At 66.7% G+C, this 18,790-nt stretch carries 20 protein-coding genes; 12 read left to right on the top strand and 8 right to left on the bottom strand.

Features of this window, described 5'->3' with window-relative positions; genetic code table 11:
• Window positions 1-80: 80 nt before the first annotated feature.
• The 3 genes from F5544_RS03910 to F5544_RS03900 all read right to left on the bottom strand — a co-directional run bounded on the left by F5544_RS03910 (window position 81) and on the right by F5544_RS03900 (window position 2,267).
• Entirely contained in the window at window positions 81-932 is an 852-nt protein-coding gene (locus F5544_RS03910) for a hypothetical protein (RefSeq protein WP_167471895.1), read from the bottom strand.
• Window positions 932-1,657, bottom strand: a complete 726-nt coding sequence (locus F5544_RS03905) for a ParA family protein (protein WP_167471894.1) — start codon at window positions 1,655-1,657, stop codon at window positions 932-934. Before F5544_RS03905 ends, F5544_RS03910 begins: the two co-directional genes overlap by 1 nt.
• Window positions 1,658-1,808: 151 nt before the next feature.
• Window positions 1,809-2,267, bottom strand: a complete 459-nt coding sequence (locus F5544_RS03900) for a hypothetical protein (RefSeq protein WP_167471893.1) — start codon at window positions 2,265-2,267, stop codon at window positions 1,809-1,811.
• A 120-nt stretch (window positions 2,268-2,387) separates the two neighbouring features.
• Between F5544_RS03900 and F5544_RS03895 the strand changes: the two genes are divergently transcribed.
• Both F5544_RS03895 and F5544_RS03890 read left to right on the top strand, forming a co-directional pair.
• Window positions 2,388-2,993, top strand: coding sequence for a PadR family transcriptional regulator (locus tag F5544_RS03895; RefSeq protein WP_167471892.1), 606 nt, complete (start codon window positions 2,388-2,390; stop codon window positions 2,991-2,993).
• Window positions 2,994-3,092: 99 nt separating this feature from the next.
• Window positions 3,093-3,785, top strand: a complete 693-nt coding sequence (locus tag F5544_RS03890; protein WP_238847072.1) for a hypothetical protein — start codon at window positions 3,093-3,095, stop codon at window positions 3,783-3,785.
• 4 nt (window positions 3,786-3,789) lie between these two features.
• Here F5544_RS03890 and F5544_RS03885 read toward each other — a convergent pair whose 3' ends face one another.
• On the bottom strand, window positions 3,790-4,626 hold the full coding sequence (locus tag F5544_RS03885; protein WP_238847071.1) for an alpha/beta fold hydrolase: 837 nt from the start codon (window positions 4,624-4,626) through the stop codon (window positions 3,790-3,792).
• A gap of 59 nt (window positions 4,627-4,685) precedes the next feature.
• On the opposite strand from F5544_RS03885, the gene F5544_RS03880 reads away from it, so the two are divergent.
• Entirely contained in the window at window positions 4,686-5,693 is a 1,008-nt protein-coding gene (locus F5544_RS03880) for an adenylate/guanylate cyclase domain-containing protein (RefSeq protein WP_167471891.1), read from the top strand.
• 21 nt (window positions 5,694-5,714) lie between these two features.
• Window positions 5,715-6,482, top strand: coding sequence for an RluA family pseudouridine synthase (locus F5544_RS03875; RefSeq protein ID WP_167471890.1), 768 nt, complete (start codon window positions 5,715-5,717; stop codon window positions 6,480-6,482).
• Between the two features lie 64 nt (window positions 6,483-6,546).
• Here the strand turns inward: F5544_RS03875 and F5544_RS03870 are convergent, their stop codons facing one another.
• Window positions 6,547-7,158: a TIGR03086 family metal-binding protein gene (locus F5544_RS03870; protein WP_167471889.1), complete on the bottom strand. Its 612-nt coding sequence runs from the start codon at window positions 7,156-7,158 to the stop codon at window positions 6,547-6,549.
• A 50-nt stretch (window positions 7,159-7,208) separates the two neighbouring features.
• Between F5544_RS03870 and F5544_RS03865 the strand changes: the two genes are divergently transcribed.
• Window positions 7,209-7,643, top strand: coding sequence for a MarR family winged helix-turn-helix transcriptional regulator (locus tag F5544_RS03865; protein ID WP_167471888.1), 435 nt, complete (start codon window positions 7,209-7,211; stop codon window positions 7,641-7,643).
• A gap of 159 nt (window positions 7,644-7,802) precedes the next feature.
• Entirely contained in the window at window positions 7,803-8,591 is a 789-nt protein-coding gene (locus F5544_RS03860; RefSeq protein WP_167471887.1) for a metallophosphoesterase, read from the top strand.
• A gap of 150 nt (window positions 8,592-8,741) precedes the next feature.
• Here the strand turns inward: F5544_RS03860 and F5544_RS03855 are convergent, their stop codons facing one another.
• Entirely contained in the window at window positions 8,742-9,812 is a 1,071-nt protein-coding gene (locus tag F5544_RS03855) for an AraC family transcriptional regulator (RefSeq protein WP_238847070.1), read from the bottom strand.
• Between the two features lie 84 nt (window positions 9,813-9,896).
• On the opposite strand from F5544_RS03855, the gene F5544_RS03850 reads away from it, so the two are divergent.
• The 5 genes from F5544_RS03850 (at window position 9,897) to F5544_RS03830 (ending at window position 16,111) form a co-directional block, all read left to right on the top strand.
• Complete coding sequence (locus F5544_RS03850; RefSeq protein ID WP_167471885.1) at window positions 9,897-11,360, top strand: flavin-containing monooxygenase; 1,464 nt, start codon at window positions 9,897-9,899, stop codon at window positions 11,358-11,360.
• A 250-nt stretch (window positions 11,361-11,610) separates the two neighbouring features.
• Window positions 11,611-13,728, top strand: a complete 2,118-nt coding sequence (locus F5544_RS03845) for an ABC transporter ATP-binding protein (protein WP_238847069.1) — start codon at window positions 11,611-11,613, stop codon at window positions 13,726-13,728.
• Window positions 13,725-14,462, top strand: a complete 738-nt coding sequence (locus tag F5544_RS03840) for an energy-coupling factor transporter transmembrane component T family protein (protein ID WP_167471884.1) — start codon at window positions 13,725-13,727, stop codon at window positions 14,460-14,462. Before F5544_RS03845 ends, F5544_RS03840 begins: the two co-directional genes overlap by 4 nt.
• 49 nt (window positions 14,463-14,511) lie before the next feature.
• Window positions 14,512-15,177 carry a hypothetical protein gene (locus F5544_RS03835; protein ID WP_167471883.1) on the top strand — a complete coding sequence of 222 codons (666 nt, stop codon included), beginning with the start codon at window positions 14,512-14,514 and terminating at the stop codon, window positions 15,175-15,177.
• Between the two features lie 289 nt (window positions 15,178-15,466).
• Window positions 15,467-16,111, top strand: a complete 645-nt coding sequence (locus tag F5544_RS03830; RefSeq protein ID WP_167471882.1) for an ammonium transporter — start codon at window positions 15,467-15,469, stop codon at window positions 16,109-16,111.
• Window positions 16,112-16,507: 396 nt separating this feature from the next.
• Here F5544_RS03830 and F5544_RS03825 read toward each other — a convergent pair whose 3' ends face one another.
• Window positions 16,508-17,716, bottom strand: a complete 1,209-nt coding sequence (locus tag F5544_RS03825; RefSeq protein WP_167471881.1) for a lipase family protein — start codon at window positions 17,714-17,716, stop codon at window positions 16,508-16,510.
• Between the two features lie 210 nt (window positions 17,717-17,926).
• On the opposite strand from F5544_RS03825, the gene F5544_RS03820 reads away from it, so the two are divergent.
• Complete coding sequence (locus F5544_RS03820; protein ID WP_167471880.1) at window positions 17,927-18,565, top strand: cysteine hydrolase family protein; 639 nt, start codon at window positions 17,927-17,929, stop codon at window positions 18,563-18,565.
• Here F5544_RS03820 and F5544_RS03815 read toward each other — a convergent pair.
• Window positions 18,555-18,734: an antitoxin gene (locus tag F5544_RS03815; RefSeq protein ID WP_167471879.1), complete on the bottom strand. Its 180-nt coding sequence runs from the start codon at window positions 18,732-18,734 to the stop codon at window positions 18,555-18,557. The genes F5544_RS03820 and F5544_RS03815 overlap by 11 nt on opposite strands.
• Between the last annotated feature and the right edge of the window lie 56 nt (window positions 18,735-18,790).

Here is an 18,790-nt window from a genome sequence, read left to right as displayed (position 1 = left end):
TAACGAATCAATAACTAATCCCAGGCAAAAACAAGCCCCGCAGCGTCCGATTCCGCTGCGGGGCGTCTGTTCTCGCCGATTCAGGCCGTGATCTGCTCCTCGATCTGCTCGGCCAGCGTACGCAGTTTCGCCGCGAATTCGCGTGCCGCCGCAGGGTCGTTGCTCGATCCTCGCACCACCCGCCGGGTCAGCGCGGCCAGCCGCGATTCGACGGTGGAGAACAGATCGAGCACTCGTTCACCGGATTCGCCGCGCGGTTCGTCCACCAGATCGCCGCGCAGCCATGCGCGCAGCCGCTCGACCACCTCGGTCTCGTCGAAATGATCCGGCAGCACCGAAACGGCCGCGCGCAATTTACTCGCGGTGACCTTCGCATCCCCGGAATTCGCGATGGTGGTGTAGACCGTCACCGCCGCATCCTCGCCGTATTCGGCGGCCACCGGCAGCAATTCGCGCACCTGGCCCTCGTTTATCGCAGGGGCCACCGGATGCAGCCGCGCCGCCAGCGGCCAGGCGCGAATCAGCTTGTGCGCGTATGAGCGCTGCATATCCCAGCGCTGCTCCACATAATCGTCGAAGGTTCCGTGGCTCTGCCGGTAGAGCCTGCCGTCGCGCACGATCTGCAGCGCCCGGCCCGCCGCCCAGAACGCCATCCGCAATTTATCGATCGAGGATTCGCACGCCGAAAGCTGGGCCTGCTCCTGATCGCTCAGCGGTCCGTCGCCCGCGGCGGGCAATGGCATCGTGAGCACGTTCACGCCGGTGAATATCGCGTCCTCGGCGGCGGGCGTGATTTTCGCCGGCCGCCATTCGGCGTCGCGCAGCGGCGAAACCGGCGGCGTGTGCTCGGCCTTGTCGCTCAACGGATTGACGGTGCGCGCGGCCGAATTCGGCGCGCCGCCGATGGAACCCTTCCTGCGTTGCGGAGGCATCAGGCCGACACCTCCATCACCGCCCGGTACGGGCTCAGTAATTCGTCACCGACCTGCCGATACTCCCCCAGGTCCGCGATCGGATTCTCGGCGCCGTCGCCGACCTCGCCGTCGGCCGCCTCGCGGTACCACTTCCACGCGCTCAGATACGAATCGAAAACGTCGTATCCGGCGTCCTCCAGATTCGCCCGCTGCACCCGGTATTCGGTGGAGACGTTCACACCGTTCTTCATGGTCACCGGAACCTTGGTCATCAGGACGCGCACCCGGATTTCCCGGCCGCTGCCCGCGGCCGCCTCCTCGGCGGCCTTATAGGTACTCGGCACCCGCTTGACCTCCGACGGGCTGACGCTGGTCAGCAGTATGAGCTCATCGCTCTGCGGTATGGCGGCCTTGAAGATCTCCGCCGATTCACCGCCCGCGTCGACGATGACGACATCGAACTTTGCCGAATTGTCGGTGATGCAGTCGTTCACGTGCCGGGACGGAAAGGCGATCAATTCGAACGGGACCTCGACCTCGCCCTTCTGCAGCCGCCGATACCAGGAATATCCGGTCTGGCTGAGCGGGTCGGCGTCGATGACGAGCACGCGAAGTTCGTGTACCAGCGCGAAATACGAGGCAAGGAAGAAGGCCGAGGTCGTCTTCCCAACGCCCCCTTTGAGATTCCCGAGCGTGATGACGAGCGGTTTCGGCAGATCGAGTTGCGCAACAGAATTCGTCATGGACCGTCCTCCGATGCTGAGGAATACCGTGTGGTGGAAAGTTTTACACGGCTACCGGCCGCGGCCTGTCATTGCTCGCATGACACCGCGAGTCCCGCAGTGTGTCCAATTGGACACAATGCGGGACCACCGAATTCGATGCGTATCCGGTTCAACGCGGCGCGTTTTCCGGGTCGAGCAGGGTGGGTGTGCGGCCCTCCTTGTTCGCCCGGCGCGCGTCCTCCAGGAACTCCCGCGAGAACAGTGCGGACAGAATGGCGATGCCGCCGCGGTGCACCCGGAATTCGCTCTTCGCGCTGGTGCCGGTGAGCCGGATGACCCGGCCCGCGGCCTGCTGCGGGCGGGCGAAATCCTTCACCCTGCCGCGGCCGGTCCATTCCAGTTCGGTCTGATCGATCACCGCGTATTCCGGGACGAGCAGTTTGACCATCGCGTGGTCCAGGTTGACGTGCACCTCGATCGGTTCGTCGCCCTCGATCCGCGGCGAGCGCAGATCGATCACCACGCTGCCGTAGCGGGCTTTGACGTCGAAGCCGGTGGCGCTGGTCCAGTCGCCGAGCCGCTTGGTGGTCTCGTGGTCGACGTGGATCTTGACGGTCTCAGTGGTCATGTCCGGTTCCTCTCGTTCGCGGGGTTGTCCCCGCCGATGAGCCAATAGTGACACAACTACTAGTTTCTTAGCAACTAGTTTCTAGATACCTAGTAGTAGGGAAACCAGTAGAATGCGGGTATGACGGCATCGACGCAGTTCAAGCGCTCCCCCCTGGCCATGGCACTGCTCGGCATCCTGCACTTGGAGCCCATGCACCCCTACGCGATCCAGCGGCGCATCAAGGAGTGGGGCAAGGACAAGGTCGTCAACGTCGCCCAGCGCGCCGCGCTGTACAAGACGATCACCCGGCTGCAGGAGGCCGGGCTCGTCGCCGTCCGTGAGACCGGCCGCGACCAGCAGTACCCCGAGCGGACGGTGTACGAGATCACCGATGCGGGTCGCGCCGCATGCCTCGGCTGGATCACCGAGATGATCGGCGAACCCCGCTACGAGTTCCCGGAATTCCCCGCCGCCCTCTCGTTCGTGATGCTGCTCGGCCCCGACGCCGCGCGAGTCGAACTGGACCGCCGGGCAAAGGCGTTGCGCGCCAACCTCACCGAGCTGGACAACGACGCCGCGAAGGTTGCCGCGATCGGTTTGCCCCGGGTGACCATGCTGGAGGACGAATACAACCGTGCCGTCATGGAGGCCGAATTGCGTTGGCTGGAAGGGGTAGTCGCGGATCTGGCATCCGGCGAGCTGACCTGGTCCTGGGAATCCCTTGCGCAGTACCAGAACTCGTGAGTCCGCTCAGCGGACCGAAACCCCTGCGGAAAACGCGCCGGTAACGCATAATCGACCGTCGAATCGGCTTGGCAGGTCCGAGAATACGGAGATCCGCGCATGGGTAGTGTCCGTTTGGTTGTGCTGTCCCGCATCGCGGCGGTCGCCGCTTTGGTGCTCGTCCCGATGGTCACGCAGGTGCAGGCCCAGGCCGGGCCCGCCTCATGTGCCGCGGGAAATCCGTTGCGGCCCACCGCCGAACTGTTCGCCACCGACAATACGAGCACCATCACCGATCCGGCCGATGAACGGCTGCGCACCCGCCTGGACGGCTTCGAACTGCAGGTGGACGGCATCGTCGCGGCCAATATCGCGCTGCCCGTCGGCTCCACGCTGGTCAGCGGCGTGTTCTGGTCCGAGGACCAGCGGCAGACCACCTATGAGCGCTCGCGCGAATTCCATCTCGCCTGCGTCACCGGCCCCGACCTGCACAACCTCGCCGACCAGGTGCGCGCGCAGTTCCGGCAGGAGTCGGTGCTCACCTTCGAACCGCTGCCCGCCGACGCGCCCGGCGTCGACGGATTCACCGCCACCGTGCCCGGTATCGATGTGCGGCGCTTCCACGACGCGCTGGTCGCCGACCCGGTCGCCAGGCAGCGACTCGTCGGCGGCTCGGTGACCGAGGACAATCGGCTGATCGTGGTCGCCGATATCGCCGATTACGCACTTGCCCAGCGGTTCGTCACCGAACTCGGCGGCGACTGGAATGCGGCGGACGTTCGATTCGGCGACCGCGAATTCGTAGGCAGCTGAGCACCTAGCCGGCCCGCAGCCCTGTCTCCGTGCGGAATTCGCCGACCAGACGAGCGAACTCGTTGGGCCGCTCGATATTCGGCGAATGCCCGGCCCCATCGACCACCTCGACCCGCGCGCCCGCCGCCGTATACCGGGCGACGGTCCGCGCGGTGTCGTACAACTGATCGGCACTGCCGTGAATCACCAACGCGGGCTTGGCGATCGCACGCAGCTGCGCGTCCAGCGGTTCGCCCCGCAGCCGCGCGGGCCGATCGACGAGCACCTCCCGGAACATTCCGGGATGCATTGCGCGGTAATCCAATACCGGTCGGTCGGGCCGATCGAAGGCATCGCGCGCCGCGAAGCCGCGCGCGAAGGCCGTCCGCATGCCGAAGCGGATCGCGGCGGCGGGCGTGAGCCGGTGTAGCAGCGCTCCGAGCACCGGCAACGTCAGCAGCACACCTGCGGCGGGCAGTTTCGAATAGCTGAAATCCGGTGCCTGACCGATGATTCCGACCCCACTCACCCGCTCGCTGCGCCGCCCGACGGCCAGCGCCACATCGGCGCCGAAGGAATGCCCGAGCGCCACGGCATCCCGGATATCGAGCGCGTCGAGTGCGGAAATAATTGCGCGGGACTGTGATTCGGGATCGAACCCGGACCGGCCGCCGGTCCGGCCGTGCCCGCGCAAGTCGACCCGCAGCACCCGGTACGCGGGCACCAGCAATTCGGTGACCCGGTCGAACCAGTGCAGCGAACCGGCGAACCCGTGGATCAGCAGCACGGTCGCGGCATCCGCCGGACCATCGGAGCGCACGTTCATCTCCCCTGTCGTCGCGGCCTGCGCCGAACCCGCCATCGCGCCACCTCCATCCGAGCATCGCCTGTGCGTCATGCCTTGGTCGTAAGGTACCGACCATGGTGGACAACCAGATGGCCGAGCTCGTGCAGTCGGTGGTGGAGTCGTATCTGCTGGGCGGCACGCGCCGGTACAACCGCGCCGAGGTGGCCGAGCGCTCGGGCGTATCGCCGGAGGTGTCCAAGCGGCTGTGGATGGCACTCGGCTTCCCGGCGAATCCGGACGACACCGACGACTACACCGATGCCGATGTGGCTGCCGTGCGGGACTTCCGCAGCCTCAGCGTGGTGGCGTCCTCGGATATCCGCCAGCAGTCCGCCGCCGCCCGCACGCTCGGCCAGAGCATGGCCCGGCTCGCGGAATGGCAGGCCGACCTGGTGCTCGCCGAGATCGAAACCAGGATCACCTCGGCCCGCGCCGCCGAACCCGACCGCGACCCGGCCGAGATCGCCAGAACCGCGACCGAGGCGACCATCGCGGTGCTGGAGGAACTCCAGACCTACGCGTGGCGGCGGCATCTGGCCGCGGCGCTCGCCCGTTCCTTCGACGGCGCGGTGATCGCCGAGGATTCCACCAGGGAGCTGGCGGTCGGCTTCGCCGATATGGTCGGCTACACCCGGCTCACCAGGCATCTGCACCCGGACGAGCTATCCATGCTGCTCGAGGCGTTCGAATCCACCACGACCGCCGCGATCACCGAGAACGGCGGCTGGGTGATCAAGAACGTCGGCGACGAGGTGATGTTCGCGGCCGAGCACGCCATCGACGCGGCCCGGATCGCGCTGGCCATCCAGGAGTCGACCATGATGGTCGCGGGCACCCCGGAGCTGCGCGTCGCCATCGCGTACGGCCCGGTCCTGCAGCGCTTCGGCGACCTGTACGGCTCGGTGGTCAATATCGCCTCGCGGCTCACCGGCGTCGCCCGCCCCGGCACCATCCTGGTCGACGACCACGCCGCCGCCGAACTCGCGAACGAGCCCGAATTCACCATTCGCAATCTGCGCAGCGTCCGGGTCCGCGGTTTCAGCCGCCTGCGCCCACACCTGCTGCGCGCCGACGAGAAGTAGCAGGCCCATAAACTCCACCGAGTGGATATCGACTGGTCACAGCTGCGCGCCCGCTGCCTGCTGCTGGAGGACGCGGGCGTACTCGCGCTGAACAAGCCCGCGGGGATCTCGGTCACCGGGGAGCGGCACGACACCGACATCGTCGAGTTGGCCGCCGCGTCCGGTGAGACCCTCTACCCCGTGCACCGCATCGACAAGGTGACATCCGGTCTTGTGCTGCTGGCCAAGGAATTACCCGCGCACGGCGAACTGACCAGGCAGTTCAACAAGCAGACGGCGACCAAAGCGTATCTGGCGGTTGTGGATTCGACCGGCCTGCCGGACCGCGGGGTGATCGATCTGCCGCTGAGCGTCGGCCGCAAGAACCGGGTGCGGATCGCCGCACCCCGCGAGTCGATACGCACCGAAGACGACCGCTGGTTCGTTCGGCAATCGGATCTGTTGAGCGGCAAGAACTATCCGTCGATCACCGAATTCGCGACCCTGCTGCGCACCGAGTCACGCACCGTGCTCGCGCTGCGCCCGATCACCGGCCGCCGCCACCAGATCCGGGTGCACCTGGCCTGGATCGGCTACCCGATCGTCGGCGACCCGCTGTTCGACAGGACCGGGACGCAGCCACGCACCCACCTGCATTCCTGGCGGCTCGGCCTCACCGCTTCCTGGCGCACGCCGCCGGTTTTGGATATGGAAGCCGTTCCAGGAGAGGACTTTTGGGTGCCGGTCGGGGTCGGAGCCGACGAGGCTGCCGGTTTGCTCGAGCAGGGAGCGGCACTGCTCGCCGGGTAGTCGACGCCTTACGCGTGGTTGCCGCTACTCCCCCCGAGCCGGGAGAACCCCTATCCAGCCTGAATCAATTGCCCCACTTGGGATCCCGCCCCAACAGCAGCAGAATCTCGTCGAGCTTGCCGCTCCCCTCCGGCACCTCCAAAATCGGCCCGAACGCCGCACCCTCCTTCAACCGATCCGCACCGCCGGGCACGATCCTGGCGATCGCCAGCGTCTCGTCGGCCATTTCGGGATCGGAGTCGAGCTCGATGTTCTTCCCGATCGATCGCGCCACATCCCACGCGTGCACCACGCAGTCCACCAGCTGGAACCGCACCGCGTGCTCGGCCTTGAACGGGACGCCCGGCATGATTCCCGGCAGCAGGAACTCGCGCTCGGAGATGTCGTCGACGCCGAACGCGTCGAGCAGGTCCGCCGAGGCGGTGAGGTATTCGCCGATGGGGTCGGCGAGTTCCCTTGTCTGCCATAGGGAAATATCTCCGCCACGACCGCGGGCCGACTCCGCGAAACCGTGGTTCTCGATGGTCATATGGGTCAGCAGGTCGCGCAGATTCCAACCGGCGCAGGGGGTTTCGTTGTTCAGCTGATCGGGCGTCACCGTCTCGACCAGGTCGGTGGTCAGTCGCAGGGACCTGGCGTGCATGGCGACGAGATCCGCATCCGTAATCGTACTCATGTGCTTATCATAAGCATGAGCTTATTAAATGCAAGCAGTATTTTCGACCCATGCCTGAAGTGACCCGACCCGACCTGGCCGCGATGATCGCGCCGCTCGGCCACGCGCTGATGGTGGCCGAGCAGCCCATACTCGACCGAAACGGCCTGTCCATGTGGGCCTATGTCGTGCTGCTCCGGCTCGACGACGACCCGATCTACACCCAGGCTGCCCTGGCCAAGGCCACCCGCGCGGATAAAACCCGGATCATCGCGATACTCGACGACCTGCAGCGGCGTGGGCTGATCCGCCGCGAACCCAATCCGGCAGACCGCCGGGTCAATATGGTCTCCCTGACGCCGGAGGGTCGCGTACTGCGCGACCGCACCCAGCGCGAAATCCAGGAGCAGGAGGAAGTGCTGCTCGCGAATCTGCCCGCCGCGGACCGCCGCGCCTTCCTGCGCGCGCTGCAAACCCTGCACGACATCGTCAACCAGCCGGAATGAGCTGTGCCCGCCGACACAGACCGGCCATTGGGTTCTGCCCGGTGGCCAGCCTCATGACGACGCGTAACACGCAGGTCATCTAGCCTGAAAGGCGTGCCGCACACCCGATCCGGCACACTCTGACGCAATGGAGCGATCCCCCAGAGAAAGCGAACGCCGATGATCCTGGTGGCTCAGGTCAGCGATACCCATTTCGATCTCGGCGTGCGTAACGCCGCGCGCGCGAAACGCGTCTTCGACTTCCTCGCCGGTTTGCGCCGCAGGCCCGATGTCATCCTGGTGACCGGCGATATCGCCGATGCCGGTAAACCCGAGCAATACGCCCAAGCGGTAACCACTTTCGCCAGCGATATCCCGGTCATCGCCATTCCGGGAAACCACGACGATCGCGCCAATTTCCGCAGCGTGCTGCTCGGCCTGCCCGCCACCGCCGAGCCGATCAACCGGGTGCACCAGATCGACGAACCGACCCGGCTGACCATCGTCATGCTGGATTCCAGCATCCCCGGCGAGCCGAGCGGCAGGCTCACCGACGACACCTACCGCTGGCTGCGCGAAACCCTCGCCGCCGCACCGGCCGACGGCCCGGTGCTGCTGGCACTGCACCACCCGCCGGCGCACCTGTTCAGCCCGGTCGTCGACGAGATCGCGCTCGCCGATCCCGGCAGGCTGGCCGCCGTCGTCGCCGGCGACGACCGGATCATCGGCGTGCTCACCGGACATGCACACTCCTGCGCCACAACGACTTTCGCGGGCCGCCCGCTGCTGGTCGCGCCGAGCACCGCCTCCGTGCTCGGCGCGATGTGGGAACTCGAGCTGCCCGACCACGTCATGGACTACGCGCCCGATCCGGCCGTCGCCCTGCACATCATCGATGAGAATCACGGCCTGACAACCCATTTCCGCAGCGTCCCGATGAGCGGCCGCCTCGACAGCCCGCAGAACTGATATGGGATGCGGGGCTGTAGAGCCCCGAAGAAGCATCGAGGGTGAGGTGCCCCAAAGCCCAGCCCGCACCGGGCAAGGCGTCCCCGCGAAAGCCCGGGGTTACTGAGTGCGCCGATGAGGCGGACACGGCCGTAATGAGCACCGACCAGTTCAGCGCCGCAGTAACCGATCCCGGCGGTAGGCCGCCGGGGTGAGTCCGGTCCAACGCTTGAACGCGTAGATGAAGGTCGACGATTCCGCGTAGCCCAGCCGGATCGCCACATCGCTCACCGAAAGCGGTGTGGCGGAAAGCATTTCCTCGGCCAAGGCCCTGCGCACCTCGTCCAGCAGCGCCCGATAGCTGGTGCCCGCCGCGTCGAGGTGCCGCCGCAGCGTGCGCGTACTCATATTGAGATGCTTTGCCACACTGTCAATTCCGGGCGGAGCGCCATATCCGTCGCTACCCGGCACCAGCAGTTCGCGCACCTCGGCGGCGATACCGGTGCGGGCCCGCCGCCGGTGCACCAGGTCGCGGCACTGGGCCAGGCACATGGCCCAGGTGTGCTCGTTGGCCTGCGGCAGCGGCTGATCCAGCACCGCGGGATCGAAGGCGAACAGGTTGCGCGGCCGCCCGAAGCGCGGCGCCACCCCGATCACCGCCTCGATCCGATCCGCGTAATCCGGTTCCGGAAAACGGAATTCGGCGCTGGTGAGCGGCAGCGGCCTGCCCAGCAGGTCGGTCATCACCTGATGCATGGCGGTGACGTCGCGCTCCACCAGGAATTGCCGCACATCGGCCGGGATCAGCTCATCGTGGATCGCGGCGACGAATTCGCCGGACCGCCATTCGGCCACCGGTAGACAGAAGGTGAAGCTCAGCTCCAGATAGCGCAGCGCGAAGGAGATGGCCTCGCCGAGGGTCGGGCTGCTGACGCAGGCGAAGCCGAAGATGCCGAAGGTGGTGATCCGGTAGCGTTGCCCGAGTTCCATGCCGAGCGCGGGCCGGGCGCCGAGTTCACGCACCAGGTTGCGAATGACGGCCAGCTCGGTCGACGCGTCGATCTGCAGGTCCGGATCGTGCAGCTGTGCCTCGGTCAGCTTGGTTCCGGTGAGCATCTTGGCCGATGGGACCCCGTATTCCGCCGCGTAGCCGACCATCAGAGCGACGCTGGCTATACCGCGACTGAAGTTCCAATCGCGGATTCCTGGATCGAGCACCCGCTCGGCATCTGCCCGGACCACCAGGTCATTATGGCCGAATATCTCTATTGATCCGTGCATGCGCACCTACAGTGGAATTCAGCCAAGCGATGTGAGGAGTGCCACATGACGGGCAGGCATCCATCGATCATCATCATCGGTGCCGGATTCGGCGGCATCGGCATGGCGATCGAATTGCAGCGCAACGGTTTCACCGACTTCACCATCCTGGAGCGGTCGACCGCGCTCGGCGGTGTCTGGCGGGAGAACACCTATCCCGGCGCGGCCTGCGATGTGCCGTCCCCGCTCTACTCGTACTCGTACGAGCCGAAACCGGATTGGCCACAACGGTATTCGGACTGGCAGGCGATTCTCGGCTACCTGCGCACGGTCACCGAGCGGCATCGGCTGCTCGACCACATCGTCTTCGGCGCCGACGTGACCGACGCCGAATTCGACGATCCGACCGGCCAGTGGACGGTCCGCACCGCCGACGGCGCGACCCATATCGCCGACGTGCTGATCTCCGCGGTCGGCCAGCTCTCCCGCCCGGCGCTGCCCAACCTGCCCGGCATCGAAACCTTTGCCGGACGGTCCTTCCACTCGGCCGAATGGGATCACGACATCGACCTGACCGGTAAACGCGTCGCCTGCATCGGCACCGGCGCGAGCGCCATCCAATATGTCCCGCGGATCCAACCGAAGGTCGCCCAGCTCACCCTGTTCCAGCGCACCGCGGCATGGGTGCTGCCCAAATTCGATACCGACTACAAGCCGATCCAGCACAAACTCTTCGCCCGCGTGCCGGGCGCACTGTTGGTCGAACGCTTCGGCTGGTGGGCGATCGCCGAATTCGTTTCGCTGGGTTTGGTGGAATTCCCGGTGATCACCCGCTGGGTCGCCGCGATCGCGCTACACCACCTCAACGAGCAGGTGACCGATCCGGAGCTACGCGCGAAACTCACCCCCGACTATCCGATCGGCTGCAAACGCGGGCTGTTCTCCAACGACTACTACCCGGCGCTGACCCAGCCGAACGCCGAGGTGGAGACCACCCCGATCGCCGAAATCGTTCCGGCGGGCGTGCGCACCGCCGACGGCACGGTACACGAGGCCGATGTGATCATCTACGGCACCGGCTTCAAGGGCACCGAATTCCTTTGGCCCATGGCCATTTACGGCCGCGGCGGGCGCAAGCTCTCGGACGAGTGGCAGGACGGCGCGCACGCGCACCTGGGTATCACGGTGCCGAACTTTCCCAATATGTTCCTGGTCTACGGCCCGAATACCAACCTCGGCGTCGGCTCGATCATCTACATGATCGAATCGCAGGCCCGCTACATCCGCCAGGCCGTGCGACTGCTGGCCGACCGTCCAGGTCACACGCTGGAGGTGCGGCCGGAACCCGAGGAGCGGTTCAATACCGCGCTGCAGCAACGGCTGAACCGCACCCCGTGGAACTTCTGCACCAGCTGGTATCGCAACTCCGCAGGCCGGATCACCAACAACTGGCCGGGCTCCCAGTTGAGTTACCGTCGCCGGACCCGCAGCCTCGACCCCACTGATTTTTTGATCATCCGAGCCGCGTGAGGTTCGCAGACAACGTCCGGCAGCCCGGAGCCCAAATTCACTACCACCCGAGCCGCGTGAGGTTCGCAGACAACGTCCGGCAGCCCGGAGCCCAAATTCACTACCACCCGAGCCGCGTGAGGTTCGCAGACAACGTCCGGCAGCCCGGAGCCCAAGTTCACTACCACCCGAGCCGCGTGAGGTCCCCGGACAAGATCCGGTAAACACCAACGCCCGAGTGCCGGACGACGCGAGCTGGCAGACTTGTTCCGTGAGTGCACTGCCCAGAACCGGACCGATCGAGCACGGACCGCTGCGTCCGATCGAGCTGGCCACCGGCGCCGTACTGGGCGGCGTCACCGTCGGATTGGTCACCGTCGGCTCGGTGGTTCCCATTGCGGCCGGCCTCAATCTGGTCGCCGCCGTCCCGCTCGGACTGCTCGCCTACCGGCACCGATTGCGCGCGCTGGTCACCACGACCATGGCCGCGACCCTGGTCTCCTTCGTGGTCGCCGGGCTGTTGACCGCCACCGGCATCGTCGCGGCGGCCACCGTCGCCGGCGTTGTCGGCATCGTCAAACGCAGACGCGGCGGCGTGATCGCGGTGGCCGGGCTCTCCGCGCTGACGGCGCTGGCCTGGGCCGCGCTCTCCATCGTCGGCCTGCTGGTGCTCTCGCGGGCCCGCAACCTGCTGTTCGACAACATCCACAACTCCGCGCGCGGCATTCAGGAGCTCGCGGCGAAGCAGCCGCAGCTGGCGCCGCTCGGCCGGGCGGCGATGGATGCCGCCGAAACCGTGCTGCACTGGTGGTGGGCCTTCGTCGGCGGCGGCGTCGCATTCGGTGTGGTGACCACCGCGATGTTCTCCTGGTACGTGCTCGGCGCGGTGCTGGACCGGTTGACCTGGCTGCCCGGCGCCGACCGGCTCGACGCACCGCCCGACGACCGGCCCATCGCGCCGCTGCCGGTCACCCTGCGCGGCGCGTCCTTCCGCTATCCCGGTGCCAGGACCGATGCGCTGCGGGATATCGAATTGAGCGTCGACGTCGGCGAATTCGTCGCGGTGGTCGGGCACAACGGTTCCGGTAAATCCACGCTGACCAGGCTGCTCGCCGGTCTGCCGCCCACCGGGGGCACGGTGGACCGGCCCGGTTCGGCGGGGCTCGGCCATCTCGGCGGCACCGCGATGGTGTTGCAGCGGCCGGAGAGCCAGACGCTCGGCGTGCGGGTGGCCGACGACGTCGTCTGGGGTCTGCCGCTGGAGTTGGCCGGGCAGGTCGATGTGGACGGGCTGCTGCGTGAGGTCGGCCTGGACGGCATGGGCGAGAAGGAGACCGCGACGCTGTCCGGCGGCCAGCAGCAGCGGCTCGCGGTGGCGGCGGCGCTGGCCCGCAGGCCCGCGCTGCTCATCGCCGACGAGGCCACCTCGATGATCGATCCGGAGGGCCGCCGCGATCTGGTCGCCCTGCTCGCCGAGCTGCCGAGGCGGCATCCGATGGCGGTGGTGCTGGTCACCCACCATGAGGCCGATGCGGCCGCCGCCGACCGGGTGATCCATCTGGCGAACGGGCGCACCGTCACCCAACTGCCCGCATGGCCGCAGCCGGTGCGCGACCAGCGGCGCAGGCCGATGGGCGATCCGATCCTGCGGCTGCACGACGTCCGCTACACCTACAATCGCGGAACCCCTTGGGAGGCACCGGCTTTGCACGGTGTCGAGCTGTCGGTGCGGCGCGGTGAGGCGCTGCTCGTCGTCGGTGGCAACGGCTCCGGCAAGTCGACGCTGGCCTGGATCATCGCCGGATTGCTCGAACCGAGTTCCGGCCGTTGCGAACTCGCCGGCAAACCGGTCGCGAAACAGATCGGCCGGGTGGAGCTGGCCTTCCAGCATTCTCGCCTGCAGCTGCAGAAGGAGACGGTCGGCGCGGAAATCGCCGACTGGGGCGGCCGGGCCACCGGATCCGGCGCGGTCGGCCGGGCGCTGGACGCGGTGGGCCTGCATCGGGCGCTGGCCGCGCGCTCGATCGAGGAACTCAGCGGCGGGCAGGCCAAGCGAGTGGTGCTCGCGGCCATCGTCGCCAGCCACGCGCCGGTTGTCGTGCTCGACGAGCCGCTGGCGGGCCTGGATCCGACGGGCCGCACCGATATTGTGGAATTGCTTGCGCACCTGCGGGATTCCGGTCTCACGCTGATCGTCATCTCGCACGATGTCACGGATATGGCCGCGGTGTGCGACCGCACCGTCCACCTGGAGGCCGGGCGCATCCTGGAGGCCGAGCCCGTCCGGGAGGCAGCCAAAGATCCGGTGCGCCAACCGGATTCGCCCAGGGCCACGGCGCGTCCGGCGATCGATTCCGCACTGCATATCGAACAGGGAGGCCACCGATGAGTACCGTGCTGCTGCGCGAGGTTCCGGTCGCCAGCCCGGTGCACAGCCTGTGGGCGGGCACCAAGATGATCGCGGTCTTCCTGATCAGCCTGGTGCTGATGTTCTGGCCGTCCTGGCCGGTGCTCGGGCTGATGGTGATTTTCCTTGCGGCCGTTTGTCTTACGGCCCGGCTGCCGCTCGGCACGCTGCCGCGGCTGCCGCTGTGGTTCTGGGGTCTGCTGATCTTCAGCGGTCTGACCACCGTTCCCGCGGGTGTGGACGCGGTGATCCGCTATGTGCAGGTCGTACTCTTCGGATTGATGATGGTGGCCGCGTCGTTCATCGTCGCCTGGACCACCCCTATGGGCGAAATCGCCCCCGCTCTGGCCACTCTCGGCGCACCGCTGCGCAAACTCCGTGTGCCGGTGGATGAATGGGCCGTCGTCATCGCGCTCACCCTGCGCGGGCTGCCGCTGCTGCTGGAGGAGATGCGGGTGCTGCGGGCCGCGCGCAAGCTCCGGCCCAAGGACAGTTTCCTCTACCGCGCCGCGGACAATCCGATGATCGACCTGCTCACCGCCGCCATGGCCGTATCGACGAGGCGCGCGGGCGAACTCGGCGAGGCCATCACCGCGCGCGGCGGCACCGGCCAGCTCACCGCGCATCCGACGACGCCAGGCCGGGCCGATGCGATCGCGCTGGGGTTGGTGATCGCGGTCTGCCTCGCGGCGGTGACATCGACGCTGCTGCTCTGAGGGGTGTGTTCGGCGGCGACACACCGCAAATACGGACGATACTGGCGCTATGACGAGCGCCGACGACGACGTTCCGGCCTGGCAGCGGAAGACCGCGGGCGAATCGCGGATCGTGGCAACGCTGGCCGTCGTCTGCATGGTGGCGCTGCCTCGCGAATTCCGCATGGATCCATGGTGGCCGCTGCCGACGCTGGAACTGCTGCTCTTGATCGTCCTGTTCGCCGCGAACCCGGTACGCATCAATCACGAGTCGAATCTGCTGCGCGCCCTCGGATTGGTCCTGACCGGTCTGCTCGGTCTGGCCAACGTGTGGTCGGCGGCCCTGCTGGTGGACGGGCTGCTCACCGGCGTGCTCAGCAATCAACCCGCGAAGCTGCTCGGTTCCGGCGGGTCCATCTGGATCACCAATGTGCTGGTCTTCGCCCTGCTGTATTGGGAATTCGACCGCGGCGGCCCGGCGGCCCGCGCGCATGCCAGGAAACTATTGCCGGACTTCCTGTTCGCCCAGATGCAGAATCCCGATTTGACCCGGCCGGACTGGGAACCGGAGTTCACCGATTACCTGTATCTGGCATTCACCAACGCGACCGCCTTCAGCCCGACCGATGTGATGCCGATGTCACGCTGGGCCAAGCTCTCGATGATGTTGCAATCCGCTACATCACTGGTACTCGCCGCCTTGGTCATCGCCCGCGCGATCAACGTCCTGAAGTGACGCGCTGCACGTATACCGAACGGCTATAACAACTTTCGGACTCGATCGAACTGGACGACCCACACGAAATCGAGTGAGTGGTGTTTCACATCGGGGTAGAGTTGAGCACCGCAGCAGCTGGTTGCTGGGATCAGATCACGCTTCGCATGGGCACTGGACATAAGGCCGCTGGGCATATGTCCACTGGGTAATTGGAACCGGGGGAATTCGAAACTGGGGGAAGAAAACCCGACGGGCGAAGCGTTCGCTAAATCTGGCACGACCTGATGAATCTAGATTGGAACACCCGATGATACTCCGCAAGATCACTGCGGTTGCCGTCCCGCTCGTGGCCGCTGTCGCGGTCGGCGCGGGCGTCTCGCACGCCGAGCCGGCAACCACCCCAGAGATCGGGTACCAGGCACAGCTGGTCGGCGACACCGTCGTCACCACACTGACCAACGGACATTTCCAAATGTCCGGCAACAACGTCGATATCAAGGACGAGGCGGGCAACACTGTCGTTACCCTTCCGCTGTCCTTCCGGCAGGATGGGCTCGAATTCCCGCTACCGCACGCGGTACGGGATGACGGCAGGGTACTCGAGCTCACCGCAGTCAAGGATTACACGCAGGCCCGGCCCGCCACCGCGGCGCCGATCGCCTCGAACGCCGAGAACCAGCGCGCGATGAACGCGTTCAGTTCGCAGTTCGGCATCGCCACCGCCATCGGTGGTTTCATCGGCACCGCGATCGGCGCCCTCGTCGGACTCACCGGCATCGTCGCCGGCCCCGGCGTGATCGCCAGCGTGATCGCCGGTGCCGCGGTCGGCGGCATCATCGGCACCGTCATTGTCGGCGGCCCGACGTTGCTGATCGCGGGCATCGACCTGATCGGCACCCTCGCCGCGCCGCCCGGCACCACGAAATGGTCGGAACCGAGCGACCGCAAGTAATCGCCCCGGGTCGCCCATGACCCGGCCCAACACCAGCTGAAGCCGCGGCGCGCACCGGATTCCGGTGCGCGCCTTGACTTTCTGTTCCCTGCGCGTAGCGCGCTCCGCTGCCTTATCCGCAGCCCATGTTCTTCGGCGCCGCGGCGTGCACCGGAGTCCAGTTGCGCGCCTCGGCTTTCTGTTCCCTGCGCGTAGCGCGCTCCGCTGCCTTATCCGCAGCCCATGTTCTTCGGCGCCGCGGCGTGCACCGGAGTCCCGTTGCGCGCCTTGGCTTTTCTGTTTCCCTGTGCGTAGCGCACGCTCCGCTGCCTTATGCGCAGCCCGTGTTCCTCGGCTCCGAGGCGCGCCTCGGAGCCCCGTTGCGCGCCTCGGCTTTTCTTTATTGCATCCAGCTGATCAATCGCCCCGACAGCCTGCCGGGACCGGTATCCCGGCGAACCGGTCGGACAGGTAGCCGAACGCACCGGGGGCCTCGCCGACGGCGGCCGGGTTGTGACCCGGGAACGGCGAGTGCCTATAGGCGATATCCGCACCCGCCGCGCAGTAGCGGTTCACCAGCGCCGTATACCCGGCGACCGGGATCACGTCATCGCTGTTGCTGTGGTACAGGTACAGCGGCGCCCGCGGGGCCACCGCGCCGAGTTCTTGAATATCGGTGGCCGCCTTGAAAACCGGGTTCGCGAACAGGCCCGGCGCCCGCGCGAAGTCGTCGGCGTGCGCGTTGACATACTTCGCAACCAAATCCCCACCGCAAGAGCCGGATTCGTTCGACACCAGTGCCCGGCCACGATCGTTGAGCAGCTCGAGCACCCCGTTGCCGGTGTCGTTGCGGGCCGTCGCGATGAGTACCAGCATGGCCAGCCCGGCCTGGGCGGTGCCGTCGACGCCGCGGGCAATCGCCGTCCAGTCGGCGGGCACACCGCCTGAGGTGATACCGGCGAACCGCACATCCGGCGCGTATCGCGGCTGCAGCTGCGCGGCCCACAGCGTAGCGAATGCGCCGCCCGAATATCCCCATGCCCCAATGGGACTCGCGTCGTTCACGCCATCGGGCGCGAGTGCGCGGGCCGCCCTGATGCCGTCGAGCACCAACCGACCCGAATCGACGCCGTCCAGGAACCGGGACTGCGGACCCTCGTAGTCGCTGGTCACCACCGCCCAGCCGCGGCCGAGCGCCGTCGCGATGAACGGGGTGTCGATGTAGGTGTTGATCCCGCCGAGATCCCAGCCGCCGCCGAGCCCGTACGAGGGGGCGCACCTGGTCCCCAGGCTGTCCTCCGCGATCTGATATGACAGCAGCGGCCGGGCGCCGGGTCCGAACCAGGGCAGCAGCGGCGCCAGCACCGTCGTCACCGCCGCCACCGGCCGCTCGGACGAGTCGGTGCTCCGGTACTTCACCTGCCACGCCGAAACCGGCAGCGGCAGACCGAACATCGCGATCCGCCTGGCCTGCACGATCGCGCCGTTCGAATAAGACCCGATATCGGCGGGCGCCGCGTAGAAGGGATCGTCATCCGGATATGGCAGCGCGTGCGCCGGGGATATCGAACCGAACGCCAGCAAGGCCGCAACGGCCAGAACTCGTATCAATGCACTGTGCCTCATCTGGGCCTCCAGTGTTCGATGAGGCCCGCCCCCGGCCTCGAGGCCATAACATTACTGCCGGTCGGAATGGATAGGCAATGGCTATCCGAAGGTAACCCCCGGCGTCGCCGATTTTCCGCGGAATCGAGAGTTAGAGTGTTCCGAAAGTGCCCGCTGCGCAACCGAATCGCCGCCCGACGGTGATCGGTGCCGAGGAGAGACGAGCCCATCATGCGACGTGGCAACGGACTGGAAATTCCCGAGGAACTCGCCGATGTGTGCGCACCGCACCGACTCGCGGTGATCGTCTACGACATGCAGGTCGGCGTGCTGGCTCAGCTCGAGGACACCAAGCAGGTGGTCGACAACGTCGTCCACCTGGTCGAGTCGGCGCGCCGCGGCGGCTATCCGGTGATCTTCCTGCGGCACTTCTTCCTGCCGCGCCGGCTCAGCGGCGTATTCGCGCTGCGGATGGCGATGTCGTGGCAGCAGGCCGACTCGGTCGACGATCTGAAGCCGATCCTGCTGCGCGATACACCGGGCTTCGAGCTGATTCCCGAGCTGCGGCCGCGCGGCGACGAGATCGTCTTCGACAAGACCTCGATGTCGGCGTTCGAGGGCACCCCGCTGGCCTCGACGCTGCGCGATCTCGGTATCGGCGCGTACGCGATCGCCGGTGTCGCGCTGGAGATCGGTATCGCGCCGACCGTCACACACTCCACGGATCTGGGTTTCATCCCGATCGTGGTGCGCGATGCCTGCGACGGCCGGGACGCGGCCGCGATGGCCCGCGCCTACGACGATTTCGCATTCCAGGGCAATGCGATCGTCACCGATACGGCCACCATCACGCCGCTGCTCAATCCTTAGCGCGCAGCGCCTTTTTGGCGGCCTCCTCGATGGTCTCGATCTTGTCGGCGAACTTGCCCTCGGTCTGTTTGTCGACCAGATCGCCCGCCTTCTCGATGACGACATCCAGCTTGTCGGCGTTCTGCTGGGCCAGATCCAACGCCTTGTTCGCCAGGCTCTTGAAATCCACTGCGCGCTCCTCGTTCTCGAATCTGCACGCACCCTACCGAGCGAATGGGGCCGCAA

This window comes from Nocardia arthritidis, from assembly GCF_011801145.1.
In the GTDB taxonomy this organism is placed as follows: domain Bacteria; phylum Actinomycetota; class Actinomycetes; order Mycobacteriales; family Mycobacteriaceae; genus Nocardia; species Nocardia arthritidis_A.
Note: the sequence above shows the minus strand (reverse complement) of the source record. Positions and strands in the feature narration are given on the sequence as shown.